At 62.5% G+C, this 17,569-nt stretch carries 16 protein-coding genes and 2 tRNA genes; 6 read left to right on the top strand and 12 right to left on the bottom strand.

Annotated features, from left to right (window positions below; translation table 11 throughout):
- Positions 1-533 precede the first annotated feature (533 nt).
- The 6 genes from sthA to phaC all read right to left on the bottom strand — a co-directional run bounded on the left by sthA (position 534) and on the right by phaC (position 7,179).
- Positions 534-1,940, bottom strand: coding sequence for a Si-specific NAD(P)(+) transhydrogenase (sthA, locus tag EQW76_RS03270; protein ID WP_142823030.1), 1,407 nt, complete (start codon positions 1,938-1,940; stop codon positions 534-536).
- Positions 1,941-2,043: 103 nt separating this feature from the next.
- Positions 2,044-2,601, bottom strand: a complete 558-nt coding sequence (locus EQW76_RS03265) for a dual specificity protein phosphatase family protein (protein WP_142823593.1) — start codon at positions 2,599-2,601, stop codon at positions 2,044-2,046.
- 241 nt (positions 2,602-2,842) lie between these two features.
- On the bottom strand, positions 2,843-3,586 hold the full coding sequence (gene radC / locus EQW76_RS03260; RefSeq protein ID WP_244616926.1) for a DNA repair protein RadC: 744 nt from the start codon (positions 3,584-3,586) through the stop codon (positions 2,843-2,845).
- A gap of 102 nt (positions 3,587-3,688) precedes the next feature.
- Positions 3,689-4,525 (bottom strand): type I methionyl aminopeptidase, encoded by an 837-nt coding sequence (gene map / locus EQW76_RS03255; protein WP_142823028.1) that lies wholly within the window; start codon positions 4,523-4,525, stop codon positions 3,689-3,691.
- A 72-nt stretch (positions 4,526-4,597) separates the two neighbouring features.
- Positions 4,598-5,278 carry a DNA/RNA nuclease SfsA gene (gene sfsA, locus EQW76_RS03250; RefSeq protein WP_142823027.1) on the bottom strand — a complete coding sequence of 227 codons (681 nt, stop codon included), beginning with the start codon at positions 5,276-5,278 and terminating at the stop codon, positions 4,598-4,600.
- Positions 5,279-5,334: 56 nt separating this feature from the next.
- Entirely contained in the window at positions 5,335-7,179 is a 1,845-nt protein-coding gene (phaC, locus tag EQW76_RS03245; RefSeq protein WP_142823026.1) for a class I poly(R)-hydroxyalkanoic acid synthase, read from the bottom strand.
- A gap of 156 nt (positions 7,180-7,335) precedes the next feature.
- Between phaC and EQW76_RS03240 the strand changes: the two genes are divergently transcribed.
- The 4 genes from EQW76_RS03240 (at position 7,336) to recJ (ending at position 12,489) form a co-directional block, all read left to right on the top strand.
- On the top strand, positions 7,336-7,740 hold the full coding sequence (locus tag EQW76_RS03240; RefSeq protein WP_142823592.1) for a hypothetical protein: 405 nt from the start codon (positions 7,336-7,338) through the stop codon (positions 7,738-7,740).
- 223 nt (positions 7,741-7,963) lie between these two features.
- Positions 7,964-9,184: an LL-diaminopimelate aminotransferase gene (locus tag EQW76_RS03235; RefSeq protein ID WP_142823025.1), complete on the top strand. Its 1,221-nt coding sequence runs from the start codon at positions 7,964-7,966 to the stop codon at positions 9,182-9,184.
- 53 nt (positions 9,185-9,237) lie between these two features.
- Complete coding sequence (locus EQW76_RS03230) at positions 9,238-10,563, top strand: homoserine dehydrogenase (protein ID WP_142823024.1); 1,326 nt, start codon at positions 9,238-9,240, stop codon at positions 10,561-10,563.
- A gap of 117 nt (positions 10,564-10,680) precedes the next feature.
- Positions 10,681-12,489: a single-stranded-DNA-specific exonuclease RecJ gene (gene recJ, locus EQW76_RS03225; RefSeq protein WP_142823023.1), complete on the top strand. Its 1,809-nt coding sequence runs from the start codon at positions 10,681-10,683 to the stop codon at positions 12,487-12,489.
- Between the two features lie 59 nt (positions 12,490-12,548).
- Here the strand turns inward: recJ and EQW76_RS03220 are convergent.
- The 4 genes from EQW76_RS03220 to gloA all read right to left on the bottom strand — a co-directional run bounded on the left by EQW76_RS03220 (position 12,549) and on the right by gloA (position 14,667).
- Positions 12,549-12,623 (bottom strand) — tRNA-Glu (locus tag EQW76_RS03220).
- A gap of 255 nt (positions 12,624-12,878) precedes the next feature.
- Positions 12,879-12,953, bottom strand: a tRNA-Glu gene (locus EQW76_RS03215).
- Between the two features lie 190 nt (positions 12,954-13,143).
- The gene (locus EQW76_RS03210) at positions 13,144-13,926 is read right to left on the bottom strand and encodes a hypothetical protein (RefSeq protein WP_202617100.1); all 783 of its coding nucleotides are present in this window, start codon (positions 13,924-13,926) and stop codon (positions 13,144-13,146) included.
- A gap of 300 nt (positions 13,927-14,226) precedes the next feature.
- Positions 14,227-14,667: a lactoylglutathione lyase gene (gene gloA / locus EQW76_RS03205; RefSeq protein ID WP_142823022.1), complete on the bottom strand. Its 441-nt coding sequence runs from the start codon at positions 14,665-14,667 to the stop codon at positions 14,227-14,229.
- Positions 14,668-14,862: 195 nt separating this feature from the next.
- Here gloA and EQW76_RS03200 point away from each other — a divergent pair, with 195 nt between their 5' ends.
- Positions 14,863-15,441, top strand: coding sequence for a cold-shock protein (locus tag EQW76_RS03200; RefSeq protein WP_142823021.1), 579 nt, complete (start codon positions 14,863-14,865; stop codon positions 15,439-15,441).
- A complete protein-coding gene (locus EQW76_RS03195; protein ID WP_142823020.1) occupies positions 15,441-15,941 on the top strand; it encodes a DUF192 domain-containing protein in 501 nt (166 codons plus the stop codon). Before EQW76_RS03200 ends, EQW76_RS03195 begins: the two co-directional genes overlap by 1 nt.
- A gap of 49 nt (positions 15,942-15,990) precedes the next feature.
- Here the strand turns inward: EQW76_RS03195 and EQW76_RS03190 are convergent, their stop codons facing one another.
- A complete protein-coding gene (locus EQW76_RS03190; RefSeq protein WP_111221779.1) occupies positions 15,991-16,227 on the bottom strand; it encodes a hypothetical protein in 237 nt (78 codons plus the stop codon).
- Between the two features lie 59 nt (positions 16,228-16,286).
- Positions 16,287-17,540, bottom strand: coding sequence for an MFS transporter (locus EQW76_RS03185; RefSeq protein WP_142823019.1), 1,254 nt, complete (start codon positions 17,538-17,540; stop codon positions 16,287-16,289).
- Positions 17,541-17,569: the final 29 nt, after the last annotated feature.

The raw sequence follows: 17,569 nt of genomic DNA, 5'->3' as shown, positions 1-17,569 counted from the left end.
CCCGGCCAATCTCCCCCCTTGTGGGGGAGATGTCACGCGGTGACAGAGGGGGGCGTGCTGGCGCAGGGGCTAACCGACGTCAATCTTGCACCCGGTAAAATTTCTCTTCCTATTTTCGGAAAATAGGAATATATTCCAATCGTCCCGATGTGGCTGTCAGGCGTGGCAGTTTCAGCGGGGCCGGTTTGGGGATGGGGCAGGACGCAGGCTGCTTTTCCGACCGCAGGTACGGTCACCTCCAGAGGAAAAGCGTGGCGAATGGGCTACGACGGACCTCTTGTATGCAGCGGTGCAGACGCACCTGTCAGCCGGTCGAATGGGAGCGGCTGGCGGGTGTGGAGGGTCCCACCCGGCGGTGTCAGGCCGGACGGGAGGCGCTGAGAGGTGTCACTTAGAGACTGAACGACCCACTACCGCTGCGAGGCAGCTTTCAGCGCCTGTTCCGACTTTCCGCTCGATCCCACCGATGGCTCCCATCGCGTGGTTTTTTCCGCGATCGTTAGGCTCAACCGGTTTCAGCCGGTTGAAAACCCTCAAAGCTCCGACTTGATGTCGCCCATACGGTTGCCAGCGTCGAGGCCTGCGATCTTGTAGGCTTCGGCCAGCGTCGGGTAGTTGAAGGTGTTCTCGACGAAATACTCGACGGTGCCCTTCAGGTTGAGCACGGCCTGGCCGATATGGACCAGCTCGGTTGCGCCTTCGCCGACGATGTGGACGCCGAGCAGGCGGCGGGTTTTCAAGGAGAAGATCATCTTCAGCAGGCCGGTATCCAGCCCCATGATGTGGCCGCGCGAGGTTTCGCGGAAGCGGGCGATGCCGCATTCGTATGGGATGCCGCGTTCCTTGACCTCTTCCTCGGTGAGGCCGCAGGTGGAGATTTCCGGCACGGCGTAGATGCCGTAGGGGAAATATTTCTGCGGTTCCTTGGCGATGGCGCCGACGGCAACGCGGGCAGCGATGCGGCCCTGTTCCATCGAGGTCGAGGCAAGGCTCGGGAAGCCGATGACGTCGCCGGCGGCAAAGATGTGCGGCACGCTGGTGGCAAAGGTTTCAGGGTTGACCGAGAGGCGGCCACGGCTGTCGGCCTCCAGCCCTGCGGCCGGCAGGTTGAGCTCGTCGGTGGCGCCCATGCGGCCGGCGGCAAACAGCACCATGTCGGTGACCAGGCGACGGCCGCTGCCGAGGGTGACCTCGACCTTGCCGTTTTCGAGTTTCTCCACCTTGTCGGCCTTCTGTCCGAGCAGCAGCTTCATGTTGCGGTCGCGCAGCTGGTAGGTGAAATCCTCAACGATCTCCTTGTCGATGAAGTCGAGCATCGTCGATTTCGGATCCAGAAGTGTGACCTGCGTGTCGAGGGAAGAGAAGATCGTCGCGTATTCGATACCGATGACGCCGGCGCCGATGACGATCAGCGAGCGCGGCAGCGTTTCCATCTCGAGGATTTCGTCGCTGTCGAGCACGGTCTGGTGGTCGAACGGCATGTAGCTCGGGCGGAATGGTTTTGTGCCGACGGCAAGCAGGATGCTGGTCGCAGTCGCCCGCACGACCTCGCCGTCGTCCTTGGTGATTTCGATCGTGCGTGGATCGACGAAGCTCGCCTTGCCGCGAACGTGCTGGACGTGATTGCGGGCGAACTGGTGCTCAAGCACCTCGACCTCGTGGTCGAGGGTGATCAGCAGGCGGCGGCGCAGGTCTTCGGCGCTGATCTGCTGCTTGACGCGGTAGGCGCGGCCATAGAAGCCGCGTTCCCGCCAGCCGGACAGGTTGAGCGCCGTTTCGCGCAGTGTCTTCGAAGGGATGGTGCCAGTGTGGACGGAGACGCCGCCGACGCGCTTGCCCTGCTCGATGACCAGAACCGTCTTGCCGAGCTTGGCAGCCTGAATGGCGCCCCTGCGGCCAGCCGGACCGCTGCCGACAACAATAAGATCGTATTGGTACATCGAATGGCCCCGCAGGATTGAATGCGAATCAGTGGTGCGTCGCACAATATACGCAGTTCAATCGGTACCGGAGCAGTGTTACAGATTGTCTAACGGCGGACAATCACGAATTGGAGAGGCCGAGCCAGGGTTCGAGCTTTTCGAAGGTCTCGTCCATCGGATAGGCGGCGCTGATCGGCAGCGAGACGTGGCCGTAGATGATCGACATCTGGCCTTCGGCGACCTTCTCGGTAGTCTTGTCGATCGCTGCAAGATAGAGGGCGGTGGCAAGACCCGTGCGGTCGGCGCCGGCCTGGCAATGGATCAGAAGCGGCTTCGGTGCATCGCGCATCAGCTGCACCAGTGTTGCCGCCTGCTCCTGCGTCAGTTCGTGGCGCGAGGACATGCGGAAGTCGATGTGGTTGATACCGAGTTCCTTGGCCTCGGCGACTTCGGCATCGTACCAGCCATGGCCAGCATTTTCGCCGCGCAGGTTGATGATCGTCTTGATGCCATACTGCTTCTGCAGTGCGGCAATCGTGGCGGCGGAAGGCTGCGACGAACGGTAGAGTTCGCCTGAAATGACCGGATGGAAATTCGTGGTGGCGATCATATGAGCATAGAAGCCGCCGATCAGGGCGAGCAGGGGCAGGACCCCATACATGAAAAATCCCCGCGCCATCAGGCGAAGGGATGAAAAGCGGCGCGGCGAAGCTGCTGTCAGCATGGTATCTCCGGGCGCCGGCCGGAGCGGCCTGGCGGGGTAAAGCGATCGAACTCCCGCACGTCTCGAGCATCCGGGGATGCCGCGATCTGCAGTGTCGTCGTTCTGCCAGACCAGACTGACAGCCACCTGAAGAAACTATGATGAAATCGTGACAGGGCACGCCGAAACGTGGGCGCAGGCGAGGGCGCTGCTGACCTCAGATCAGCCGCAACCCCTTGAAGCTCGCATGGCCGTCCTTGCCGATGATGATGTGGTCGTGGACGACGATGCCGAGCGGCTTGGCCGTATCGACGATGGTCTTGGTCATGTCGATGTCGGCGCGCGACGGGGTCGGGTCGCCGGAGGGATGGTTGTGGACGAGGATGATCGCCGTTGCCGATAGCTCCAGCGCCCGCTTGACGACCTCGCGCGGGTAGACCGGCGTGTGGTCGACGGTGCCGCGTCCCTGCACCTCGTCGGCGATCAGCGTGTTGCGCTTGTCGAGGAACAGGATGCGGAATTGCTCTCGGGTTTCGCAGGCCATGGCGCTGTGGCAGTAGTCGATGACGGAGGACCAGGAGGCCAGCACCTTCTTGCCACGGATCTCGCTTTTCAGCATTCGCTGGGCGACCGAGGCCATCAGCTTGAGATCAAGCGCCACCGCCTCGCCGATGCCGTTGACTTCCTGCAGCAGCGCAACTGGCGCGCCCATAACGCCGCCCAGCGTCTGGAAGCGGTCGATCAGCGCCTTGGCGATGGGCTTCGTGTCGCGGCGCGGGATCAGCCGGAACAGCAGCAGTTCGAGGATCTCGTAGTCGGCCAGCGCCGCATCGCCATTTTCGCGGTAGCGCGTCCGCAGCCGTTCGCGATGACCATGGACATGGGCCATGGGGTCGGGCTTTTGAAGCTCGATGGGTTTTCGCATCTGGGCTGTCTTGGCCGGCTGCTCGGCAAAGAACATCCGTTCGTCGAACAGCGCCGGTTCGCTATCGCCCGGTATGGCCTCGCTGTCTGGTGATCTCTCGCCATGTCCGTTTTCCGGACCGGGGCGCTTGGCCATGGTTCACCCTTGATAAGGAGGAAGGCCCGGCCGATCGAGCCCGGCGGGCGACAGCGTAAAGATCTCGCAGCCGGTCGAGGTAACGCCGACGGTATGTTCGTACTGGGCCGAAAGCGAGCGGTCGCGCGTCACGGCTGTCCAGCCATCGGCAAGCACCTTGACGTGCGGCTTGCCGAGATTGATCATCGGCTCGATGGTGAATATCATGCCTTCGCGCATCTCGGGGCCGTCGCTGGCACGGCCGTAATGCAGGATGTTGGGCGAATCGTGAAACAGGCTGCCGACGCCGTGGCCGCAGAAATCGCGCACCACCGAGCAGCGCTCACCCTCGGCATAGGTCTGGATCGCCTCGCCGATGGCGCCGATGCGGGCGCCCGGCTTGACCGCCGCGATGCCGAGCATTAGCGAGTGATAGGTGACCTCGAGCAGTCGTTCGGCCGAACGCTTGATGACACCGACCGGGTACATGCGGCTGGAATCGCCATGCCAGCCATCGAGCACGTAGGTGACGTCGATGTTGACGATATCGCCTTCGCGCAGGCCCTTGTCGTTGGGAATGCCGTGGCAGACGACGTGGTTGATCGAGGTGCAGCTCGACTTGGTATAGCCGCGATAGTTCAGCGTCGCCGGGTAGGCGCCGTGGTCCATGCCGAATTCGAAGACGAAGCGGTCGAGCACGTCGGTGGCGACGCCCGGAACGATGAGAGCAGCCATTTCGTCGAGGCAGCGTGCCGTCAGCTGGCAGGCCTTGCGCATGCCGGCAAAAGCATCGTCTCCGTAGAGACGGATCGCGCCGGTATTCTTCGGCGATGCCGTCGCTGCTTCGATATAGTTCACCATGATATGCCTTCAGTCTAGAATTGCCGTTTGAGTTTGTAGTGCAGCTATGCCGGGTTCGTCCATGGGGATCAATCATGCGGCCGTGATTTCGAGCGGCGATATAGAGCATTTGAGCGCAAAGGCCTCGACGCCGCGCTGGCGGGCCCTGAGATAGGCGCGCCCGTACTGCGGATCGAGGTCATCGCAGATCCGGAAGCGGGTGCAATCATCGCGCTGGATGACGTAGAGCATCACCGCCCGGTGACCGAGTTCCACCATGTCGCCGAGTTCCTCCAGGTGCTTTGCACCCCTGGAAGTCACCGAATCCGGAAACTCGGCGAGGCCGGGCGTGCGGGCGAAGTGGACGTTCTTGACCTCGACATAGGCTGGCGCCTTGCCGGGGCCTGCCAGAAGCATGTCGATACGCGAATTGCGCCCGTATTTCTGCTCGCGGCGCAGATCGGGATAGGTGCCGAGATCGGCGACCAGTCCGGCGCGGATGGCCTCTTCGGCCAGCCGGTTTGGCAAGGCGGTGTTGACGCCCACCCGCGTACCGTCAGCCTCGATCAACTCGAAGACATAACGGTATTTACGCGTCTGGCTGTCGTGCTCGGAGAGCCAGATGCGCGACCCCGGCGTCGTCAGGCCGCGCATCGAGCCGGTGTTGGGGCAGAAACCGGTGACGATGCCGCCGCTCTCCAGTTCGGCGTCGAAGAGAAAGCGCTTGTAGCGGGCAATGAGCCGGGCCGGCACGAGGGGGCGTTCGAACAGCATTGCGATACTCTATGGGGAGGTGGCCGTTGGCCGTCAGGTCTTGTGAAGCAGGCCCGTCAGGTCTTCTGCATCACAAACGAGCCGGGCGCCGGCTCGAGCGGGACCGGCGAATGGCTACCGGGGATGCGGGGGGCGACCCTTGTTGCGTCGCGTGTCTCGATCCAGGTCTGCCAGTGCGGCCACCAGGAGCCGGCGGTCTCCCTGGCGCCGGCCATCCAGCCGTCGAAGTCTTCGCCCGAAGGACCCTCGGACCAGAACTGATACTTGCGCCTTTCCGGCGGATTGACGATGCCGGCGATATGGCCGGAGCCGGCGACCACGAAATCGACCGGGCCGCCGAAGAACGAGCCGCCCACAAAAACCGATTTCGCCGGTGCGATATGGTCGTCGCGGGTTGCGAGGTTATAGACGGGGATGGTGACGTCCTGGAGCGATAGCGTCTTGCCGTTGATCACCATGCGGCCTTGGCTCAGCGTGTTGTCGAGATAGCAGTTGCGCAGGTAGAAAAGGTGATTGGCCGCTGCCATGCGGGTCGAATCGCCATTCCAGTAGAGCAGGTCGAAGGGCAGGGGTTCCTGGCCCTTCAGGTAGTTGTTGACGAAATAGGGCCAGATGAGCTCCGAGGCGCGCAGCATGTTGAATGCCGTCGCCATCTTCGAGCCGTCGAGATAGCCGGACAGGCTCATCTGCTTCTCCAGCGCCTGCAGCTGGTCCTCGTCGACGAAGACCTTGAGATCGCCAGCATGGGTGAAGTCGACCTGTGAGGTCAAGAGGGTCAGGGATTTGACGCGCTCGACGCCTTCAGCCGCGTGCAGCGCCAGTGCCGAGGACAGCAGCGTGCCGCCGACGCAATAGCCGATCGCGTTCACCTCGGTTTCGCCGGTCGCTTCTTCGATCGCGTCCAGTGCGAAGTCTATGCCTTCGTGAATGTAGTCTGCCCAATCCTTCTCCGCATGGCGGGCATCCGGGTTGACCCAGGAAATGACGAAAACCGAGTGGCCCTGGTCGACGCACCACTTGATGAAGGATTTTTCCGGGTTGAGGTCGAGGATGTAGAACTTGTTGATCCAGGGCGGGCAGATCAGCAGTGGACGTTTGAAGACCGTCTCGGTTGCCGGCTCGTACTGGACGATCTGGCAGATCTCGCTCTCGGCCACCACCTTGCCCGGTGTCATCGCCAGGTTGCGGCCGATGGCGAAGTGGCTGAGATCGGTCTGGCGCAGCTTCAGGTCGCCGCCGCCGGCACCGATGTCCTCGGCCAGCATCTTCATGCCGCGCACAAGGTTCTCCGCATTCGAGGCGACGGTCTCGCGATAGAGCTGCGGGTTGGTGGCGATGAAATTGGCGGGCGAGATCGCCGCCATGATCTGCCTGACATAGAACGAGGCCTTGTGGCGTGTATGCGCGTCGAGCCCTTCGGCCCCAGTCACCAGCGTGTCCGCCCAGTCGGAAGTCACGAGGTAGGTCTGGCGCAGGAAGTCGAAGAACGGATTGCTCTGCCAGTCGTCGCCGGAGAGCCGCTTGTCTTTGATCGGCGCTTGTGGTGGCGGTTCGCCCGGCGGTTCCGACAGCCGCTGCATCGATTGCGTCCACAGGCCGAAATAGCCGGACAAGAGCTTGGTCTGCGCCTCGAAGCTGCGCTGCGGGTCGGACATCCAGTAATCCGAAACCGTCGACAGCGTCTTGACCATATCGGTCATCGAATCATTGCCTTCGACCCGCTCGCCACGTTCGCGCGGGGCCAGCCAGGCGGACGCAGCCTTGCCGAGATTCTCCAGGGCACGGGCGAAATTCAACGCCATCGTCTCCGGATCCTTGACGATATAGGGATCCGCCGACGCCGCGTCGAACGCGGATTTGGCCGGTTCGCCCTTGCTATCGTCCCGTTTGCTGTCGCTCACGCGTCATTCTCCGGCGGCGGTGCTGCTCTCATTTCCGTTTGTACATCGCCCGGGAAATGGAATACAAGTTCCAATGACAGGCACGCCTGCTCTTGCTTTGCTGCGACGACGAATTTAACAGTCGTTCCGGGCAATGCGGGACCGGGCAGGATAATGATGATAGGCAGCGGCATAGTGGCAAGTTTCTACCGGTATTCCGTGGTCCTCGGGCTCGTTGCGCTGACACTGACCGGCTGCAAGACCATTGCCGAAAAGCAGGCGGAAGACGCTCGCAAGCGCGCAGCCCCGACAGCCGTGGTGATGAAGACAGGCAAGGGCGAACCCGCCGTCAAGACGCTCGAATACGGCAAGGACGGCTATCCTACCTTCAACGGCCCGCTCACGTCCGCCAACGTCCAGATCGCCGATCCGCAGGCGCTGGATATCCGCAAGCAGCTGACGGCCGCCGGCGCTGCGCGCGATTCCGGCGCGCTGACGCAGGCGCAGTACGATGCCAAGGTCGCGGAAATGCGCAAGCTGGCAGCCGAACAGCAGCAGACGCTCTCGGATCTCCAAAAGTAACCTTGCGCAAAAGCCCATTTGCACGCAAAGGGTTCAATCAAGAAGCGTTTGCATGTATCGTTCGGGTTTGAGGCGGCAAGTGTGCCGTGCTCGCCCCAAATTCACCGCATCACTCGCGTCAAACGAGAATATGGCGCCGCGATCCTGAGGTTCGTATCGCGGCTGCCCGGAGACACACGAACTTCATTGCCGCCTCGATCACCGCCGTCCCATGGGGAAAGAAATGGAAGAGTTTCATAAAGTCCGTCGCCTGCCGCCGTACGTCTTCGAACAGGTCAACCGTTTGAAGGCCAGCGCACGAGCGGGCGGTGCCGACATTATCGATCTCGGCATGGGCAACCCCGATCTGCCGACACCGCAGTCGATCGTCGACAAGCTCTGCGAAGCCGTCCAGGATCCGCGTACCCATCGCTACTCTTCGTCGAAGGGTATCCCGGGGCTGCGCCGTGCGCAGGCCGGCTATTATGCCCGTCGTTTCGGCGTCAAGCTCAACCCGGATACGCAGGTCGTGGCGACGCTCGGCTCGAAGGAAGGCTTTGCCAACATGGCGCAGGCGATCACTGCGCCCGGCGATGTGATCCTATGCCCGAACCCGACCTATCCGATCCATGCCTTCGGCTTCCTGATGGCCGGCGGCGTTATTCGCTCGATGTCGGTCGAGCCGGACGAAAGCTTCTTTCCGCCGCTGGAGCGGGCCGTCAAGCACTCCATCCCGAAGCCGATCGCGCTGATCCTCAACTATCCGTCCAATCCGACCGCCTATGTCGCGACGCTGGATTTCTACAAGGACGTCATCGCTTTTGCGAAGAAACACGACATCATCGTGCTGTCGGATCTCGCCTATTCGGAAATCTATTTTGACGATAACGCCCCGCCGCCTTCGGTCCTCGAAGTGCCCGGCGCTATCGATGTCGCCGTCGAGTTCACCTCGATGTCGAAGACCTTCTCCATGCCCGGCTGGCGCATGGGCTTTGCCGTCGGCAACGAGCGGCTGGTTGCAGCGCTGACGCGTGTTAAATCCTACCTCGACTACGGCGCATTCACGCCGATCCAGGTGGCGGCAACCCACGCGCTGAACGGCGACGGTTCCGACATCGCCGAAGTGCGCTCGATCTACAAGCGCCGCCGCGACGTGCTGGTCGACAGTTTTGGTAAGGCCGGCTTCGAAATTCCGCCACCGGCCGCAACGATGTTCGCCTGGGCAAAGATCCCCGAGAAGTTTCGCCATCTCGGCAGCCTGGAGTTCTCCAAGCTGCTGGTCGAGAAGGCCGATATCGCTGTTGCACCCGGTATCGGTTTCGGCGAGATGGGCGACGACTATGTCCGCATCGCGCTGGTGGAAAACGAACACCGCATCCGACAGGCGGCGCGCAATCTGAAACGCTTTCTATCGACGGCAGACGAGACCATGCACAATGTGATCTCGCTCAACGCCCACCGCTAACTTCAAGGGCAGCCGCCATGCGGCTGCCGCTTCGTGACATATCAGGATCGATCATGGCAGATGCCCTCAAAATCGGCATTGCGGGCTTGGGCACCGTTGGTGCCTCGCTTGTCCGTATCATTCAGCAGCGCAGCGCCGAGCTCACGGCCACCTGCGGCCGCCCGATCAAGATCGTCGCCGTCTCGGCACGGGATCGCAGCAAGGATCGCGGCATCGATCTCGATGGCGTCGAGTGGTTCGACGGTCCGGTCGATCTCGCCCACAAGGCCGATATCGATGTCTTCGTCGAATTGATCGGCGGCTCAGAGGGTGCGGCCAATGCGTCGGTGCGCGCGGCCTTGGCGCGCGGTCTGCATGTGGTCACCGCCAACAAGGCGCTGCTCGCCTATCACGGCGTCGAGTTTGCCGAGATCGCCGAGGAGAAGGGCACGCTTTTGAACTTCGAAGCGGCCGTTGCCGGCGGCATTCCGGTCATCAAGGCCTTGCGCGAGTCGCTCACGGGCAACACGATTTCGCGCATCTACGGCATCATGAACGGCACCTGCAATTACATCCTGACACGGATGGAGAAGGAAGGCCTGTCGTTTGCCGATTGCCTGAAGGAAGCCCAGCGGCTCGGCTACGCCGAGGCCGATCCGGCCTTCGACATCGACGGCAACGATACGGCGCATAAACTGGCGATCCTGACGACGCTCGCCTTCGGCAACCGGCTTGCCGCCGACGACATCTATCTCGAGGGCATCTCCAACATCTCCATCGAGGATATCCGGGCTGCCGCCGATCTCGGCTACCGGATCAAGCTGCTCGGCGTTGCCCAGCGCACCGAGACCGGCATCGAGCAGCGCGTTCATCCGACCATGGTGCCGCTCGATTCGGTCATTGCCCAGGTTGACGGCGTGACCAATGCGGTGGCGATCGAATCTGATATTCTCGGCGAACTGCTGATGGTCGGCCCCGGCGCCGGCGGCAATGCCACGGCATCGGCCGTGCTCGGCGATATCGCCGACATCGCCAAGAGCCAGCCCGGCACGCAGCGCGTCCCCGTGCTCGGCCATCCCGCCAAGTCGCTCGAGCCTTACCGCAAGGCGCAGATGCAGAGCCACGAGGGCGGCTACTTCATTCGCCTCAGCGTGCAGGACCGCACCGGCGTGTTTGCGAGCATCGCCGGCCACATGGCGGAAAACCACATATCGCTGGAATCGATCGTCCAGCGCTCCAAGCAGCACGTCTCGCCCTCCGACCAGCAGACCATCATACTCGTCACCCATGCGACCATGGAGGATTCGGTGCGCAAGGCGGTGGCGGCGATCAAGACCGATGGCTATCTGGTCGGCGAACCGCAGGTCATCCGCATCGAGCGTCCGAAGCACGAGCAGTGAGGCAACCGCAATTTCCGTGGACGCGCCTCCTGCTTGCGATAATCTGCACCGAAAGCACGCGAAGCCGCTCCCTGATGGCGGGCTTCGGCGGATGAAAGAACGGATCCGGCCAATCTGATGGGACCGATCGAAGCGGCAGACCCGGTACAGCGGGCATTTCTGGGGGTGGAACGTTCGGCCGGCGGCAATCGCTGGGTGTCGCGGCTCGACCAGGCGGGCCAGAACCGGGCGCTGGCGATGGCCCAGACCCACGGGATGGCGGACCTGATCGCCCGCGTGCTCGCCGGCCGTGGCGTCGGTCTCGACGAGGCGATGGCCTTTCTCGACCCCACAATTCGCGGCCTGATGCCCGACCCGCACCGGCTGACGGATTGCGAGAAGGCTGCCGAGCGGCTGCTGCAGGCGGTCAAGACCGGCGAGAGTGTCGCTGTATTCGGCGACTACGATGTCGACGGTGCGGCCTCCTCGGCGCTGATGTACAAATTCCTGCGGCACTTCGACGTGCCCGCGACCATCTATATCCCCGACCGGATCTTCGAAGGCTACGGCCCGAACCCGACAGCAATCAACCAGCTGATCGACAACGGTGCCCGGCTGATCGTCACAGTCGACTGCGGCTCGACCAGCTTCGAATCGCTGGATGCTGCCAAGGCCCGGAACATCGACGTCGTTGTCATCGACCACCACCAGGTCGGCGACGCGCTGCCGCATTGCCATGCGCTGGTCAATCCGAACCGGGAGGACGATCTGTCGGGGCAGGGCCATCTCTGCGCTGCCGGCGTGGTCTTCCTGGTGCTGGTGGCGACGTTGCGGCTGCTGCGCCAATCCGGCGATCTCAGGGCAGGCAATATCGACCTGCTGGCCTGGCTCGATATCGTAGCGCTTGCCACAGTCTGCGACGTGGTGCCGCTGAAGGGGCTGAACCGCGCCTATGTGGTCAAGGGCCTGCTGGCCGCTCGCCATCAGTCCAATCCGGGGCTGGCGGCGCTGTTCCGCAAGGCGGGGCTCGGCGGCCCCGTTACGCCCTACCATTTCGGCTTCATGATCGGCCCGCGCATCAACGCCGGCGGACGTATCGGCGATGCCGCGCTCGGTAGCCGGCTACTGACATTGGAGGATGCATCGGAAGCCGACGTCATTGCCGAGAGGCTCGACGAGCTGAACCGCGAGCGACAGGCGATGGAAGCCGTCATGCTGAAGGAGGCCGAGGCGGAAGCGCTGGCCGAATATGGCAACGGCGAGGGCGCTGCGGTCATCGTCACCGCCCATGACAACTGGCATCCGGGCATCGTCGGGCTGATATCGTCGCGTCTCAAGGATTCCTTCCGCCGGCCGGCCTTTGCCATCGCCTTTGATTCGCAGGGCAAGGGCACCGGCTCCGGCCGTTCGATCAGCGGCTTCGACATGGGCAAGATGGTGCGCGCCGCCGTCGATGCCGGGCTGCTCGTCAAGGGCGGCGGTCATGCGATGGCTGCCGGCCTGACGGTCGAACGCGCCAACCTCGGCAAGCTGCGGACTTTCTTTGCCGAGCGCGCCGAAAAACAGGTGTTCGGGCTCGTCGCCGATTCGACGTTGAAGATCGACGGGGCGCTCGGGGCGAGCGGCGCAACGGTCGAGCTTGTCGATCAGCTGGAAACGGCGGGACCCTTTGGCTCCGGCCACCCGCAGCCGATCTTTGCCATCCCCAGCCATCGCCTGCGCGATTCGCGACTGGTCGGGCAAAACCATATCAAGGTGACGCTGGAAGCGATGGATGGCGGCCGTCTGGAAGGCATTGCGTTCCGCGCCGCGGAAACGCCGCTCGGCGACCTGCTGCTCGGTTCACGTGGGGCACAGCTGCACGTCGCGGGAACGCTGGGTGCCGACCACTGGCAAGGCGCCCGCCGCGTCCAGCTCCGCGTCACCGATGCCGCCAAGGCGCCGTGACGCAGGTTGCCTGACGCAAGGCGCCTAATCAGTCAATTTCGAAGTTCGGGGGAAAGCAGTGGTACGCCCTAGGGGAGTCGAACCCCTCTTTACAGAATGAAAATCTGTCGTCCTAACCGATAGACGAAGGGCGCAATCACTGTGGCGCCCTTATAGTCAGGCCATTCGTATCCCGCAAGCGCAAAATCGTCACAAATCCACAATGAAAAGCGGTTTTTTGAGAGGCGTTTGGAGGTCCGCGATTTGCCGTGCGTAACAGGCCTCGGGGACATGAGCGCTCGTTGCGGCAAGACAATCCGATGTTCTGACGGCAAGGCCGATTACGTGGAAGCAAGTGCTCACGGCGGCTGCCATGGCAAACATTGGTCGTCACTGAAGAGAAAAACAAGTGGTACGCCCTAGGGGAGTCGAACCCCTCTTTACAGAATGAAAATCTGTCGTCCTAACCGATAGACGAAGGGCGCATAACTTGTGGCGCCCTTATAGGGGGGCGTTTCAGATCCTGCAAGCCGGGAATTTGCTTTTTCCCGAAAAAAATAGAGCTCTATATCGTCGTTTCGGCATGAAGCGATTAACGGGCGGAAACAGCGGGTTGCAGGGGCTTTCGGATGTCGTTGCAGGTGTGTGGGGCGCAGGCTTTGACCGGGCAGCAGGCTACTTCAGCGAGGCTTCCATGCCCGGCGTCAAGGTCACGCCCGGTGGTAGGGTGACGCCTTGCGGCAGGGTCAGGCCGGAGGAGGACGGCGGCATCATCGAGTTGGCGGGAGTGCTCTTGCCGCCCGACGCGAGATTGCGCGCCATCATCAGCGCTTCCTGGCTGTCGAGATGCCTACCCTTCGAACCGGGGGCTGGCAGGACGTGGGAAGGTGTTGCGTCCGCAGTCGGGCGGGTCGCGGAGGCAGATGCCATCCTCGGCGCACCCTGGGGCATCGCATTCGAGGACTGGCCGGATGGCGGCGCCATCATGGGCTGCTGTTGCTGCGGCTGTGGCTGCGTCTGCTGCATCGCGCTTCCCGGTGGCAGGGCGTAGACGTTGCGCAAGGCCGGCGCTGCATAGGTGGAGACCGGTGCCAGCGTGCCGTCGGGGTTGACGGCGATGGGTGGCGGCGCTGCGTATATGCTGGAGCGGTTGGCGTTGACCGCCGTCGGCTGGGTGATCAGGCCGCCGATATTGGCGGGCTCGGTCGATGCCTGTGATGCGGGCATCGGCGCGTTGGGGAAGAGGCCGGTTGCCGATTGCTGGGCTACCGTCTGCTGGCCGGAGCCGGTGCGGACCTGCGGGTCGCGATAGGTACCTGGTTTCTGGCCCTGTGCCTGCGCCTTGGCGTTGAGTTCTGCGGCCAGTTGTTCGCCGGGCGTCCGCATCACTACTTCCGGCGCGGGCTCGGCCGCGTCGGCGACCTGTTGTTCCTTGGCCTTCCTGGCCGAGGTCGTCATGCATCCCGACAACATCACGAAGCATAGAGCGGCTGTCGTCGCGCGGAGCAGGAACTGTCTGCTTGAAGTCGTCTGCACTGTGCCCAAAGGATCGGTCCCCCGCGTTGGCTCTCGAGAAGCACCGCTGTCCAGGAGGGACGACGCCGTGGATCCGCCGGCGGGAGAGAGACAAGGCCGCGACGATTCGATGCGTGATGCTTCGATAGCCGGACCATGCTGGCACCATTGCCCGTCGGCAAGGGTCAAGATGGCTTGCAGGCCGTCATTCGACTTTCCTGCAAGCCTCGGGAAAGCCTGGGGCTACCAGACGCCCGTGTTGGTCATCGAAGCCCAGGGCTCAGTGCTCGGCAGGTTGTCGCCCTTCTGGAGAATCTCGATGGAAATGCCGTCCGGCGAGCGCACAAAGGCCATGTGACCGTCGCGGGGCGGGCGGTTGATGATAACACCCGCATCCATCAGTTTCTGGCACGTCGCATAGATGTCATCGACCTCATAGGCGAGGTGACCGAAGTTGCGGCCGCCGTCATAGTCCTCAGTGTCCCAGTTGTAGGTGAGCTCGAGGCAGGGCGACATATGCGTGCCGGCATGTTCGAGATCGTCGCGGGCTGCGAGAAACACCAGGGTGAACCGCCCCTTCTCGTTCTCGTAGCGACGGATTTCCGTCATGCCGAACAGCGTCGTGTAAAAGTGCAGCGCGGCGTCGAGATCCTTCACCCGGACCATCGTGTGGAGATAACGCATTCTATTTCCTTTCTAATGTGAATCTGTCCAGTCTTATCTGTACCAACGCCAGCCCCAGGCAAGTGTAGCGGCTCAAATCAGCGTCAGAGAATAAACAAAACAGGACTTGCGCTTTTCCGTTACCAAGATGCTAATCTTGATTTCGAGAATCAGTTAACCGTAACAGCGTAACGTGTATCCAAGGGGCTGGCGAAGATGGGTGACAGGACTTCATCGACTGAAATTGCCGACTTTGAGGATCTGGCGGGTGAAGCCGTCGATCTCATCGAGATCACCGGGCTGGTCAAGTGGTTCGACGTTGCCAAGGGCTTCGGTTTCATCATTCCGGACAATGGCATGCAGGACGTGCTGCTGCACGTGACGTGCCTGCGCCGCGACGGCTACCAGACGATCCTCGAGGGAACGCGGATCGTCGCGCTGATCCAGCGCCGCGAGCGTGGCTACCAGGCCTTCAAGATCCTTTCGATGGACCAGTCGACCGCGCTGCACCCTTCGCAGATGCCGGCAGCCCGCACCCACGTGCAGGTCACAGCCACCAGCGGTCTCGAGCGTGCTATCGTCAAATGGTTCAACCGTACCAAGGGTTTTGGCTTTCTGACGCGCGGCGAGGGGACGGAGGACATCTTCGTCCACATGGAAACATTGCGCCGTTTTGGCCTTACCGAGCTTCGGCCGGGGCAGGTGGTGCTGGTCCGTTTCGGACCGGGCGACAAGGGCATGATGGCAGCTGAAATCCATCCGGATACGCCAAGCCCGGTCGGCAGGTCGCACTGATGGCCATGCGTCTCGCATCTCTCCTGAAAAGCGCCCCTCTGGCGCTTTTTTTGGCTTTCTCTAGTCATGCCGCAACGGCCGATGCCGCAGATGTCGTCAAGCAGGCGCCGCATTTTGCGAGCGAGACGCTGACGATCACCGGCAAGACTGGAACAGTCCATACATTCACCGTCGAGGTCGCTGTCAGCGGCCCACAGCGCGAATACGGCCTGATGTTTCGTCGCCAGATGGCTGCCGACCACGGCATGCTGTTCGATTTCGACAAGGCGCAGCATGTGCAGATGTGGATGGAAAATACAGTCCTGCCGCTCGACATGCTGTTCGTCGACACGGCAGGCGGTGTGACGCATATTGTCGAGAACGCCGTGCCCTATTCGCAGACCATCATCGATTCCGGCGGGCCGGTGAAATACGTCATCGAATTGAACGGCGGCATCGTGAAGAAGCTCGGCCTTGCCATCGGCGACAAGGTTTCAAGCCCGACGATCGCCAAGCGCTGAGACGACAGATGCGCCGCGCGAGGCGATGCATCCAGAATAATGCAACAGATTACGGGTTGAGTTCGGCGATGTCCCCGTGCTTTGCCAGCAGGCGCGGCGAGGTCATGTCACCGGTCTCCTCGTCGACGGTGACGGCATAGGCGGCAACACCGACGAAGCGCTCAGACATGGCAGCCGCGATCTTTTCCGCGCTGGCGGCGTTGGAAGCCTGGCGCATTTCGCCGGGAGCCAGGCCATTGCGGACCTTCTTGTATGGAATGATGATGAATTTTTCCGCCGCCATGATGTATGCCCTTTAATTTGTTCTCAAAATGTTCTTGTTGGCCTGCGAAGTCAAGGGCGAGGCTATGCGGTGGCGCCGTCTGTCACTCCACGGCGGTCCCGTGTTTCCGGCGCAATGCTGTGGCGACCGTAGATGAAGATCGCAAGAGCAATCGCCGCAACGCCGCCATGCACCCAATAGGCCAGCGGATAGCCGCCCTCTGATGTCAGCCAGCCGGCGACGACGTTGCTGAGCGAGGCGCCGATGCCCTGGACCGTCATGACGGCGGCAAGGCCGACATTGAAGCGCCCGCTACCGGACAGGATGCGCTCCGCAGCGATGGGCGTGGCGATGCCGATCAGCCCGGCGCCGATGCCGTCCAGCACCTGGACCGGGAAGATGACGGCGAATTCGTGGAAACTGCCGGCGATGGCGCCGCGAATGGGGAGGGCGCAGAGAGCAAGGATGAATACCGTGGCAAGGCCGAAGCGACGGATCAGAAACGGTGCGGCGAGCGCCATGACGATCATCGACAGTTGCGAGACGCCCGTAGTGATCGCCGTGGTGCGGAAAGGGGTGCCGAGCTGCAGCGAGAAGTCCTGGGCAATCAGGCGGCTGATCGGCGCATTGCCGAAATGGAAGACCAGCAATGTCACCGCCAGCAGCACTAGCCCCTTGGTGCCAATGAGAACATTGTAGCCGGAGGGCTGGTCCTTGCCGTCGCCGTCTTCCGAGCCAAGGCCACGGGCAACCCTGTTGTCGATCTTATCCGGGTCGATCGCCAGCACCGCGATGATGGTTGCTACCGCCGTGACGACCATCAGCACGATGATGCCTGTGAGGCCGAAGAACACCGAGGCTGCATAGACGCCGGCGAGCGATACGACGTTGCCGGCGTGGTTCCAGAACTCGTTGCGCGACACCTGGCGTGAAAACGCCCTCTGGCCGACCAGACCGAGCGTCAGTCCCATCAGCGCCGGGCCGACGATGGCACCGACGACCGCGGTGGCCGACTGGCCGCCGAACACCGAAAAATCACCGGGACTGACCAGCGTCCACACGGCGGCTGCATTGATCAGCACGACGGGCAGGATGATCAGCATCCGCTTGTGGCTGGATGCATCCACCCAGGCGCCGAACAACGGCGTTGCCACCATGCCGAGGATGCCGCCGAGGGTGGCGATGAACCCCAGCGTCATGGGGCTCCAGCCGTTGGTCGCAAGGAACCCGTCGAGAAAGGGCCCGAGCCCATCGCGGGCATCTGCGAGGAAAAAATTGAGAAACGCCAGCGCGACGAGCGAGCGGCCGGACAGGCCAGTTTTCGATGATGGCTGCATTCGCACCTCCGGATGGGCCGTGGCTGCAC

The organism is Rhizobium sp. rho-13.1 (assembly GCF_007000305.1).
Taxonomy (GTDB): domain Bacteria; phylum Pseudomonadota; class Alphaproteobacteria; order Rhizobiales; family Rhizobiaceae; genus Rhizobium; species Rhizobium rhododendri.
This window is presented reverse-complemented; position numbering and strand designations above follow the sequence as displayed.

Coding starts and splice junctions, on each gene's coding strand:
- sthA (WP_142823030.1), bottom strand. CDS start 1,940: ATGTACCAATACGATCTTATTGTTGTCGGCAGCGGTCCGGCTGGCCGC.
- EQW76_RS03265 (WP_142823593.1), bottom strand. CDS start 2,601: ATGGCGCGGGGATTTTTCATGTATGGGGTCCTGCCCCTGCTCGCCCTG.
- radC (WP_244616926.1), bottom strand. CDS start 3,586: ATGTTCTTTGCCGAGCAGCCGGCCAAGACAGCCCAGATGCGAAAACCC.
- map (WP_142823028.1), bottom strand. CDS start 4,525: ATGGTGAACTATATCGAAGCAGCGACGGCATCGCCGAAGAATACCGGC.
- sfsA (WP_142823027.1), bottom strand. CDS start 5,278: ATGCTGTTCGAACGCCCCCTCGTGCCGGCCCGGCTCATTGCCCGCTAC.
- EQW76_RS03240 (WP_142823592.1), top strand. CDS start 7,336: ATGATAGGCAGCGGCATAGTGGCAAGTTTCTACCGGTATTCCGTGGTC.
- EQW76_RS03235 (WP_142823025.1), top strand. CDS start 7,964: ATGGAAGAGTTTCATAAAGTCCGTCGCCTGCCGCCGTACGTCTTCGAA.
- EQW76_RS03230 (WP_142823024.1), top strand. CDS start 9,238: ATGGCAGATGCCCTCAAAATCGGCATTGCGGGCTTGGGCACCGTTGGT.
- recJ (WP_142823023.1), top strand. CDS start 10,681: ATGGGACCGATCGAAGCGGCAGACCCGGTACAGCGGGCATTTCTGGGG.
- EQW76_RS03210 (WP_202617100.1), bottom strand. CDS start 13,926: ATGACGACCTCGGCCAGGAAGGCCAAGGAACAACAGGTCGCCGACGCG.
- gloA (WP_142823022.1), bottom strand. CDS start 14,667: ATGCGTTATCTCCACACGATGGTCCGGGTGAAGGATCTCGACGCCGCG.
- EQW76_RS03200 (WP_142823021.1), top strand. CDS start 14,863: ATGGGTGACAGGACTTCATCGACTGAAATTGCCGACTTTGAGGATCTG.
- EQW76_RS03195 (WP_142823020.1), top strand. CDS start 15,441: ATGGCCATGCGTCTCGCATCTCTCCTGAAAAGCGCCCCTCTGGCGCTT.
- EQW76_RS03185 (WP_142823019.1), bottom strand. CDS start 17,540: ATGCAGCCATCATCGAAAACTGGCCTGTCCGGCCGCTCGCTCGTCGCG.